Here is a 10,081-nt window from a genome sequence, read left to right as displayed (position 1 = left end):
AATGATTAAGTCAGCGAGTATACTTAAATAAAAAGCTAAAGCCAAATGCAAAACACAAGCCGAGTCGCTAAAGATTTGGCGCAAGCTCTCACTGCTTCGCTGAAAACAATTACTAAAAACCAAGAAGGTGTTCGAGTGCGATCGAGAAATGGAGACGAGTTTTTTGTTCGACTTTCATCGTCAGCAACCGATTCCAGCACAGGTCGCGGTTTGTAAATCTCAAATTATTTAAACTTTTATGACCGCAGAATACGGCAGTGGGCGATATAGTCCGACTTTTGAAAATAGCAATGTAACAGTATTATCGACAGGCGGAGCCTTTTCGGTTTCGCAAACTCGCACGTTTTGGCTGTATCTACTAAACGAGGCTGGTGTAAGTTTGCCATCGCCCGCCGTTACTGCTACCGCTCCCGTTGGGGGTCGTATTTTGGTCAGCTTTCCCGAAGCTAACCGGGACGTTGCTACCGGTTACAAATATTGCTTTATTGTTGCATCCCTCACTACAACGTTAGACGATGCTTGGGTTGTCGGATTCTGGCGACTTTTTCAAGCGGATTCCGACGCTTTCGCCACAGCAGCGCCAATCATCTTCAGTCGCGATGAGCAATTGGTTATTCCACCCGCTGCCGTTAGCTTACCTACTGGATTGCCCACGGGCGCAAGTTTAGTTCCGGGTATGGTGCGGTTGGTCAATGGTGGAGTTGCCAGCGGTGCGTCTTACTACATCTACTATCCGTGGCTAATTACCGATCCGAATTCTCCCTATTTTCGCCATGCCGTTGATGGCGACAAAGTGATTGAGCGATCGCCTGGTGAATATTGGGTTCGGTTTGGCAATCCCAATTTCGGGTTGTTCCCGATCGGGGGAGATGTCTCTGGGGATACAGGTGCTTGTCGCCCATTGGTTGCTGTTGATGAAGAATTTCTTGCACAAAATCTATTGTTTGGCACGAACTATGCGGCTGCCGACAACACAGATTCAGTAGCAGCAAACGCCAAGGGGTTGACAGTGTTTTTCGGCTCAGACACCGGGGATGATATTGCTGTCGGCTCTCGGTTTGGTTTAAATATTCAAGTTGATGGGTTCCCTGCAACTACCTTGTTCGATCGGCGGATTGTTGTCCGATTTTTGGGTTTTTACAATCCGGCAACCGGAATTCTTGACGAAGAATCAGGGTTGCTAGACGGTGCGGACATGGAGGGCATTGGGGTTGATTTAACTCAGACAAATGCAGAAACTGGGTTTTTGGCAATCTCTAAAACCCTACCAGGAAGCCAGAAAGCGGTCTTTAAAATCTTCCCTCGGTTCCGAGCGTCTGAAATTTACCCGCCACTGGTACAGGGTAGCGTTATTTCGATCGTACCAATCTTGTTACCCCAAGGTGGCGTTAGAGTTCCGCTAGCTTCGATCTTTGAGACAAGCGCCGGAGGTTTTGTCGCGCCGATCGCCGATTTCGGTAGAGTTGTTCCCGGCGACGGAACATTGAACGTGTTACCTGGTTTGTTTGTGGTGCGCGGGCATGAGTCAGCACTTCAGCCCAAACAAACGATCTTAGAAATCTCGCCCAATACTCTAAATCAACAGTTGGCAGTTACTCAAGATGGGCGGGCGGTAGTACGGGGTGTTGCCGGAGTCCAACGGTTGTCATCGGGTGAAGCATTGTTGGCATTATTTGACTTTGGCACTGGTGAGTCAGTTGCGGGGACATGGAGCAACAATATTGTGTTGGGTTCCACTGGGGGGATTTCGATTACCGCTACTTACCCGGTCAGTGGCGCATTCGGACAAGTTCGATCAAGTATTGCTGAAATTGGCGGAAACACTCAAGCGCACTTCAATCCGCCACAGGTTCGGATTTATGTCAAACAAGGTTCAACAATTTACCGCTTAAATTCCCCGCAGCCTGTAGTTATCGGGACAACCCAAACCTTTACTATTGCAAGTTTGACTAATACCACGGTTGTTTTGGCGACAGATGCGCCGCCATTTTCTGATTTTTGCTTGTTCGACCCGCCAACTGCTGTGGGCAGTGCTATTGGTGGAAGTTTGCCAATGGGTACATACCAAGTGGCGATCGCATATTCATTCTTATCTGGCACACAATGCACTCGAATTCGACAGACTACCGCCGACGGCTGCATACCCGCTTATCGCAAATCTCTGTTTGAATCCAATGTCTCAGAAATCATCCAGTCGATTGAATTGCTGTCAACTGCCGGATTAATTGAAAGGACTGCTGGTGGTAGCGCCGCAATTGTACAATTGGGTGCTTTTATCAGGACACTTCTTGATGACGCCACTCAAAGTGAGGCCAGAGATACACTAGGATTGGGCGCGGCAGCATTACGAGAGATCGGGACATCAACCGGACAAATCCGAGATGCTGCCAATACAGCTTACTCCGATGCGCGGAACCCAACAGCTCACGCAAGTTCTCATCTTGGGGGTACAGATTCACTCGGACTTGGTGCTGCAGCCTTTCGAGGAATTGGGACAACATCGGGAACGGTTCGGGATGCTGCTGACACCGCTTACTCCAACGCCCGTACTCCTACCGCACACGCAAGCACTCACGCTGTTGGAGGCACAGACTCAATCACGGTTTTTGGATATTTGGCGGTTTCTGCAAATACAACGCTAACAATTAGCAACCAGCGCCAACTCATTGATGTAAACACTACATCCACTGCAATTACAGTAACCTTACCCTCTGCTGCAACTGTCGGTAGCGGTTGGGCAGTTCAAATTCGTAAATCTGATAGTTCTGCAAATCTTGTCACTATTTCTAGGGCCGGTAGCGACACTATTAACAGTGCAACAACCTTGTCTCTGGCGGTGCAGCATCAAAGCTTGATTTTATTTAGCTTGGGCGGTACGAGTTGGGGCGTTGTAGCAGGTTTTCCCGGTACGTTGCCAGCTAATAGTTTGCTCGGTACTGGTGCGACGGCTGGAATGCCGGGAGTGATACCAAATTCCACTTTTGCCACCCCTGCTTCTGTAAGTACGGCAATTGCTAGTTTGGTGAATTCTTCACCTGCGGTTTTAGACACATTAGGAGAGTTGGCGACGGCGTTAGGAAATGACCCAAATTTTGCTACTACTATTACTAATTCTTTAGCCCTCAAGGCTCCATTACTATCACCAACTTTTACTACTCCTAATTTGGGAACTCCTTCTGCTGGAATTTTAACTAACGCTACTGGACTACCTTTAAGCAGTGGAGTTACAGGAACACTAGGATTAGGTAATGGCGGTACAGGAGCGACAACACAACAAGCTGCCATCAATGCTTTAGTAGGAACACAAACTGCTAATAGAGTCCTAAGAAGTAATGGAACCAATATATTGCTAGCTCAGATAGATTTAACTACTGACGTTACAGGCAGTTTACCTGCTGCTAATGGAGGCCTTACATCAACTACTCAGACAATTGGGGGTGCTAAAACTTTTTCCAATGGTTTAAAAGTTAGTAATGGTACAGGATATATTCAACTCCAACCTGGTTCTAGTACATCTGCGGGATTTATTGAATTTTTCAAAGGAGATGGTGCTACCCGCATTGGTTATATTGGATTTAACAATACTAATATAAGCTATATAACAGAAGGAGTTGCTAGTCACTCTTTTGGAGGTGGACTTGTAAGAACCACTAATACTACTCAATCCACTTCTACTACGACTGGAGCGCATATAGTTGATGGAGGGCAAGCTGTTGCAGGCAATCAGTATATTGGTGGTTTTACATCATTAGGAGACAATATAGCTATCAAGGTAAAACAAGTATCTGGAACTACTGGAACCGCTGGAACTGATGCTGCTGCCACACACGGAATAACTGGTACTATTAGAGGTGTCACTTGTATAGTTACGGATGTTGCGAATAGATTAATGTCTCCTGGAATGACACTTGCATCTGCTCAGAATGAATATTATGTTTATACTACTTCTACTCAAGTTGTCGTCTATGTTCCTCCTACTAATTCATCTAATGTAGTTAGTCGTCCATTTGTTGCCATGATTACTTATAGCTCATAAATATGCCAATAATTATTACTGATTCCGATAAATATATCAACTATTCATCTCAAAAAACGTTTACAGATCAATCTTTTAACTGCCTAAGAGAATGTAAAAGAAGTGATAACATACTATTAAAACCAATTTTTAACGGGAGTCTAAAATGCCAATCAACATATCAAACCCAAACGGAACAATCCGTAGAGACGTTGCCGAAAGATTTCAGATTCTCAATCTTTTAGAGGCCGAAGAAGATGTCCGCAAGATACGCATGGAAGCGTATTTTATGACTTCCATCTATTTAAGTGACGAAAAGATTTCCGAAGCATGGAATCCTGAAGTTTTAGTTTTTGATTGCAAAGATGACCCGGAACTGGAGGCGGCGATGATAGTAATCCAATCTCGAATCGGGCAAAAAAGATACGAGCAAATTACAGCGCCGCCAGAAATTTCTGAACCAGTAGAAAATCCAGAGATAATACCACCAATTGAAAACAGCTAAAAAGCTATAATGAAACTAATAACAACGTTTAATGGTGGTGAAATCAATGACAAAAGTAGTCGTAAAAACCCCTTACTTATCTCAAAGAGACAATAAAGAACATCCACCAGGGACGTGTAATACTACCTCGATCGCTATGGGGATGGGAAAAGAAGGGGAACCTCTGCTGCGAAAAACTGGAGAACAACTTGAAGATTATTTGACTCGCTACTGTTTGGATAACGGTTTGTCCCGTCATTCTCCCGGAGACTTAGAAATACTGGCACAAAGACACGGTTACCGCCCGCGCTTCAACGCTTACGCTACTTGGGAACAAGTTAAGGAGTGGTTAGATAAAGGAAAAATCTGCATAGTTCACGGGTGGTTTACTGGGTCTGGTCACATCATAGTAATCAATGGGTATGATGATGAAAAAGATTGTTGGATCGTGCATGATCCGTGGGGCGAATGGTATCGGGGAGGTTATGATACAAGTGTTTCAGGTGAATATTTAGAGTATTCCTACGGAATGATGTCTGAATTGTGCGGGCCGGACGCTGAAGGACAGCTCTGGATTCACTTTTTTGACGGCAAATCTGACGACAAACGGGTATGGAAGCCGGGTGAACTAGGAGGATTGCGACTGCAAGATATTTACGAGCGCAAGCTGACTTTATCGCTGGCAGATGTCAAAAAAGATGTGGGATTGGTTAAACAGATCCAAATTTGCCTGCTACGATTTCCACAGTTTAAGGCAGGGAAATCGGACGGAAGCTGGGGGCCGATTACTCAGAAAGCTTTTGAAAATTTGGCTTTTGCTTTTCAGGTAGGAGTGGGGACGATCAACGCCAACACTGCAAAAATTCTGATAGAAGGTAAATACAGGTAGGTTCAAATGTACCCACGATCAATCACGTTTGAAACCCCGATCGACCTCCGCACCAAGTACCAGCCACAACTTGAACATCGCAACCCACAAGGTCAACTTTTGTCGTCAATATTTGATGCTGCGGGCAATCTTACTCTGCGGGTGCAGTCGCAGCAATATAAGCCAATTAACGAAGAGTGGGGCAAAATTACAGACGCTTTCAGCTCCGTCTGGTACGAGACATCGGTTGTCCGCACCCAAGGATTTGATTTGGAAATTCAAGACCAACGGGCTGAGATTCGGTTTCTCTTGTGGGAGATTGCGCTACGGCAACGGGCGATCGTTGGGCAAGTGCAGACAATTTGGGTTGATGACGCTGTGGGGTTTGATCCAATCAAAGACTACAGCACAGGAGTCACTCGCAAGCGTGGCGTTCTTTATTTGCAGTCGGCGTCGGGAGTTGTATCAAACGGTCAATTGCTTTGCCCCGTACCGGGCGGCACGGGGCAGGCAATAGAAGCGCCAGCGCCGATCGTTCGCTACTACACGCAGCCTTATTCCGTTCGGTTTGTGACCAAGGATTTGGATGTGATCGCTTGATCGGTTTGCGGCAGTCGGTACAGCATTTCGTAGGTTTTCTTTTTGCCAACTGTTTTCTGAGTGGACTTTTTCTCGATACACCCTTCGCTCGCCAACCTTTCTAAAATTTCATAGATCCACTGTGTAGTGAACTTTTGAAGATTTCTAGAAATTTGCTTTAGAGTTTGGTATTCGCCTGTTATAAGTTTTAGTACCTGTTCTTTTAGGGGAGTTGGTTCTAAATTATTGTACTTTTTTACGCGCCAGATAACACGCCGTAACTTGAGGAAATTCCAGCCCAGTCGTTGCGCTGCAAGTTGTCGCCATTCTCTTCCGATCGATTCCGCCTGAAGCTGGTTAAACATCGAGATCAATTGGTCTTCTTCTTTTATTAATTCAGCTTTTAAAAATTCCTTTTTTTCCTGAATTTCGGATTGTCTTTTTAATCGTTCGATCCTCAGTAACTCTTGCCTTTGCTGAACTTCGGCTTTTCTTTTTAATCTGGCAGGTTGTTGGAGCCTCGGTTTTATCTCATCTTTTACCTGATAAACGTGTTGAGGATCTACTTGTCGATCTTGTTTGTCGCAATCCCGACAGACTCCGTTTTTGGTTAACTGTCTAAATCTTCGGACGCCGACCCGATCAACGCAGCTATAGCACCAATCAGTTTTTACTTTAGCTTGAGTAGATTGCATCAGAGTTTATCCTGTCGCGCTGGCAAATATACCCTATTTTAACTCTTATTTTTTGCGTTGACAATTGGTTTCATGTAAAGCCTATAATGTAATTACTCATTGTCAAAACACGGAAGACGATAGAAACGCTGCACCCTGTTTCTATCGTCTTTTTTATTCAGTTCTGGTCGCTATCGGGCTATGTGGTAGCGTCCCAAATGTCGGACTCTGTGACGATTGCTTTTAGCCTTGTTGCGATGGTGAGCAGGTTTCCCCGTGCGTCTACCTTTTTGTTTTTAGCAAGCTTGCGGATGTCAACAAGGGACATCTTGCCGAGCAATGATTCAATTTTTGCCGACGGTGTGGGCGTTGGCTCAATCGGCTTGTCAGTGACGGGTACGCCTGGGGTGGTCGTGACTTCGACATCAATTGCTGGTTCAATGTCTGGCGTGGTGGTTTCCGGCGCTGTCGGTGCTGTCGATTCCGATTCGACTGTTTCCGCTGGTGCGGCGGATTCTAGAAAGGCGATCGCGTCTGTCCCAAACTGGACCTCGACTGCCGCCTTGAATGTGTCAATTTCGGCGGGATCTACATGATTGAGCATTGACAATGCGGTTCCGACTTGAGCGAGTGCGGACTGGCAAGCCTGTTCGACTGATAGCAACTGCTGCTGATGTTCTTGCAGTTCCGAAAGTTTGGCTTGTAGGGCTGCGATTTGGGTGTTAGTGGCGTCAATGGCTGAAGCGATTTGGTTGAATTTGGCGGCTAGTAATTGCATGATTTTTTCCTGTGTTGTAGTGAAGTGAATTGGTGGAAATCAGATGGGTGTGTGAATTTAGGCGGCAATGAGGGCATTAATGTAGGTTTCCTTTTTGCGCTTATCGCCCTGCAATTTGACGCCGTTCTTTTTGGCGCATTCTTTCAACTGCTTAATGGTCATTTTGTGGAAGCTAAGAGAAAGATACGGGGCGGAAGTGGCTTTTTTACCAGCGAGCTTAGTCTCAATTTCCTGAGTGATTGGTGTGGGCGAAGTAGGTGTTTCAATGACTGGATTGAGTGTCACAACCTCTGGGGCGATCGGCTCAGGAATGGACTCTACCGGAGTGTTGCCGGGAATGATTGCGAGCTGCTGGATGATAGCCGCTTCTGTTTCTGGTTCCAAGATGTAAGCTGCGACGGTTTCACCAGCCAGATAGTCGATGTCGCGGGCGATGCAGGCGGCGTGGTATTGAAAATGTCCTGAGATGACTTCGTAAGTTAACTCTAACTCTGTACCAGTCCGGCGGACGATCAAAGGTTGGATGAAGCCACCCAGTTCAAGACTGGTGCGGGCGGCTGTTTCTAAATCGGTGCGGTCAAAAGCTGTGGCGGAAACTGAAGAGATGATGCGTTTGACTGCTATCAAGGTGGGAAAGAACTTTTTCATTGTTTTGACTTTTCCGTGAAGTGATTAGGAGCTGCGGCTTGTGTCGGTTCCGCTTGCCTTATGTTTACTACGTTACACGGTTATCTCTGGTTTGTCAACAGATTTTGTAAACAATTTGTAGATTGGTCTACAAGGCTTTACTGCGTAAGGTTTTGGGGGCTATTGCCGGAATTCGCGCAACAACTTTACGTCAATGTTAGCAAATTGTGTTAACATAGGCGAGAACGGCAAAGAGAGCTCACTACTATGACTCAATCAGAAACTGATTCGCATCTTATTGCGTTTCGGGTAAACACATCTCTCTATGAGTGGATCAAGCGTCAAGCGATACCGACCGAATCGCCCGGTAAGACCGTGCAGAGACTAATTAAAGCACTAGCGGCAGATCACAAGGAGAAGCTGGTTAATGATTTTTCGACTGTAGAGTTTTCGCAGGCGGACTTGGATGCGATCGACAAGGTGAAGACGTTAATACAGGATTTAGTTACTCAAAAACACAATTAAGCTCAAAGATATGACAGCACTCAACATGAAGCGACTACGGGAATTCCCGTAGTCGCTTCATGTTTTAAGTTCCTCTGACTCGTTTATAACAAACTTACTGGATGAGGCGTTTGTCGTCACAAATTGTTAGCAAATATTGACTATATTTAAGTGTTTAAACCTTGAATAATTGTACACAATTAAGATAAAATAGGTAGATACAACAAACCGATCGCCCATTACCTCGATCGGTTTGTAAAGCACATTACTTTCTTCACAAGTAACATGACAAACAATATTGTACGCATTCCAGACGAAATTCGCAACGAGTTCCGAATTGGCGCTGACGGCAAAGCATTTGTGTCGATCCGAGGGGCGGCGCGAATTGCTGATATAAACGACAAAACCCTTGGTGATTCATTGAAAACGGCTGCGGGGATAAATCCGTCTAAATTGGCTCAATCGCTTACAGATTCTGGGTTTGAACCTGCGGGGTTCTCCGAGACTGGCATTCCTGACATTGCGCTTGCGATCGTCCTCAAATACTACGCATACAAGGCAAAGCGCACCACAGAACAAGCTGAGCAATTTTATGATGCCATGAGCGCCGTTGGTATCCGCACTTGGATACAGCAGCAACTTAACTGGAACCCAATTTCAAGCCAAGCGCCCTACTGGTATCAGCGTCTAATGCTGTTCCTGGCTCAGAACAAAGTCCCCGCTGGCTACTTCTCAATATTCCAAGAAACGATAACCCTAGTCGGCGATCTAGAGTCCGCTGGCTACGTGCTACCTGACAATGCAATTCCAGATATATCGATCGGCAAGTGCTGGGCAAACTACCTGCGGGCTGAGCGAATCAATCCCAACGACGTAGCAATCAGCTACCCGCATCAGTACCCCGGCTGGGCTAAATCCGTAGATGCTAATGCTTACCCGGAGGAACTGCTACCCAAGTTCAGGAAATGGTTTCGGGAAGCTTACAGGCCGACTAAGTTACCGAACTATCTGGCGGGCAAGGATGCCGACGCACTGCCAGCGCTGAGTAAAATGCTTGGTGTGCCGATCAGGGCGTTAAAGTAACGGAATAGTCGAGAACTAAAACACCCTGCCAAATGCGACGACTAGCAGGGTGTTTTAGTGTGTAATTAAACTTGTAAGTTGTTATTTTGCTTTTTAACTTTGAGCGCATCTAACTCAGTGAGATATGCTTTGAAATCATTTAAAACTCTATCTTTCTCAGAAAAGGTAAGTTTTTCGTAGTCTGGCAAGGATTTCGTCATAAAGTTTGTCTTCCTCTTTTTTTGGTAGGTTTCCAGACGCTAGCTTTTGGGCTGCGTCATTTAATAAATTGCTGATCGCCCCTGAAAGCTTAACTTCTTCGCCGAACGCTTGCAAAGCTTTGGCTGCAATAGTGGAGATTTGAGACGACTCTTCAACGTTAATTTGATTGCCTGCTTTCTCAAGTTGCTTAGCTGCCTTACTTTTGCCGACTGTTCCAAATAGTTTAGCTTCTTGCGACAGTCGCTTCTTGATTCCGGTTTGTAGTGTT

The 10,081-nt window shown here is 45.7% G+C and carries 11 protein-coding genes; 7 read left to right on the top strand and 4 right to left on the bottom strand.

What is annotated here, in order from left to right:
• Positions 1-45 precede the first annotated feature (45 nt).
• From QUA24_RS26010 to QUA24_RS25990, 5 genes are all read left to right on the top strand, one after another.
• Positions 46-216, top strand: a complete 171-nt coding sequence (locus QUA24_RS26010; RefSeq protein ID WP_333233220.1) for a hypothetical protein — start codon at positions 46-48, stop codon at positions 214-216.
• Between the two features lie 22 nt (positions 217-238).
• Complete coding sequence (locus QUA24_RS26005; protein ID WP_333233219.1) at positions 239-4,036, top strand: hypothetical protein; 3,798 nt, start codon at positions 239-241, stop codon at positions 4,034-4,036.
• Positions 4,037-4,181: 145 nt separating this feature from the next.
• On the top strand, positions 4,182-4,520 hold the full coding sequence (locus tag QUA24_RS26000) for a hypothetical protein (RefSeq protein WP_333233217.1): 339 nt from the start codon (positions 4,182-4,184) through the stop codon (positions 4,518-4,520).
• A 46-nt stretch (positions 4,521-4,566) separates the two neighbouring features.
• On the top strand, positions 4,567-5,388 hold the full coding sequence (locus QUA24_RS25995) for a C39 family peptidase (RefSeq protein WP_333233216.1): 822 nt from the start codon (positions 4,567-4,569) through the stop codon (positions 5,386-5,388).
• Between the two features lie 6 nt (positions 5,389-5,394).
• Positions 5,395-5,967 carry a hypothetical protein gene (locus tag QUA24_RS25990; protein WP_333233214.1) on the top strand — a complete coding sequence of 191 codons (573 nt, stop codon included), beginning with the start codon at positions 5,395-5,397 and terminating at the stop codon, positions 5,965-5,967.
• Here QUA24_RS25990 and QUA24_RS25985 read toward each other — a convergent pair.
• The 3 genes from QUA24_RS25985 to QUA24_RS25975 form a co-directional block, all read right to left on the bottom strand.
• A complete protein-coding gene (locus QUA24_RS25985) occupies positions 5,922-6,641 on the bottom strand; it encodes a hypothetical protein (protein WP_333233212.1) in 720 nt (239 codons plus the stop codon). The genes QUA24_RS25990 and QUA24_RS25985 overlap by 46 nt on opposite strands.
• Positions 6,642-6,819: 178 nt before the next feature.
• Positions 6,820-7,398, bottom strand: a complete 579-nt coding sequence (locus QUA24_RS25980) for a hypothetical protein (RefSeq protein WP_333233210.1) — start codon at positions 7,396-7,398, stop codon at positions 6,820-6,822.
• A gap of 57 nt (positions 7,399-7,455) precedes the next feature.
• Entirely contained in the window at positions 7,456-8,046 is a 591-nt protein-coding gene (locus tag QUA24_RS25975; RefSeq protein ID WP_333233208.1) for a hypothetical protein, read from the bottom strand.
• Between the two features lie 246 nt (positions 8,047-8,292).
• On the opposite strand from QUA24_RS25975, the gene QUA24_RS25970 reads away from it, so the two are divergent.
• Positions 8,293-8,550 (top strand): hypothetical protein, encoded by a 258-nt coding sequence (locus QUA24_RS25970; RefSeq protein ID WP_333233206.1) that lies wholly within the window; start codon positions 8,293-8,295, stop codon positions 8,548-8,550.
• A gap of 264 nt (positions 8,551-8,814) precedes the next feature.
• The gene (locus QUA24_RS25965; protein ID WP_333233204.1) at positions 8,815-9,612 is read left to right on the top strand and encodes a hypothetical protein; all 798 of its coding nucleotides are present in this window, start codon (positions 8,815-8,817) and stop codon (positions 9,610-9,612) included.
• Between the two features lie 156 nt (positions 9,613-9,768).
• Here QUA24_RS25965 and QUA24_RS25960 read toward each other — a convergent pair.
• Positions 9,769-10,081, bottom strand: a 313-nt coding sequence (locus QUA24_RS25960) for a hypothetical protein (protein WP_333233203.1), incomplete at its 5' end; no start/stop codon positions are given.

The organism is Microcoleus sp. Pol12B5 (assembly GCF_036701335.1).
Taxonomy (GTDB): domain Bacteria; phylum Cyanobacteriota; class Cyanobacteriia; order Cyanobacteriales; family Microcoleaceae; genus Microcoleus.
This window is presented reverse-complemented; position numbering and strand designations above follow the sequence as displayed.

Coding starts and splice junctions, on each gene's coding strand:
- QUA24_RS26010 (WP_333233220.1), top strand. CDS start 46: ATGCAAAACACAAGCCGAGTCGCTAAAGATTTGGCGCAAGCTCTCACT.
- QUA24_RS25970 (WP_333233206.1), top strand. CDS start 8,293: ATGACTCAATCAGAAACTGATTCGCATCTTATTGCGTTTCGGGTAAAC.
- QUA24_RS25995 (WP_333233216.1), top strand. CDS start 4,567: ATGACAAAAGTAGTCGTAAAAACCCCTTACTTATCTCAAAGAGACAAT.
- QUA24_RS25985 (WP_333233212.1), bottom strand. CDS start 6,641: ATGCAATCTACTCAAGCTAAAGTAAAAACTGATTGGTGCTATAGCTGC.
- QUA24_RS26000 (WP_333233217.1), top strand. CDS start 4,182: ATGCCAATCAACATATCAAACCCAAACGGAACAATCCGTAGAGACGTT.
- QUA24_RS26005 (WP_333233219.1), top strand. CDS start 239: ATGACCGCAGAATACGGCAGTGGGCGATATAGTCCGACTTTTGAAAAT.
- QUA24_RS25990 (WP_333233214.1), top strand. CDS start 5,395: ATGTACCCACGATCAATCACGTTTGAAACCCCGATCGACCTCCGCACC.
- QUA24_RS25975 (WP_333233208.1), bottom strand. CDS start 8,046: ATGAAAAAGTTCTTTCCCACCTTGATAGCAGTCAAACGCATCATCTCT.
- QUA24_RS25980 (WP_333233210.1), bottom strand. CDS start 7,398: ATGCAATTACTAGCCGCCAAATTCAACCAAATCGCTTCAGCCATTGAC.
- QUA24_RS25965 (WP_333233204.1), top strand. CDS start 8,815: ATGACAAACAATATTGTACGCATTCCAGACGAAATTCGCAACGAGTTC.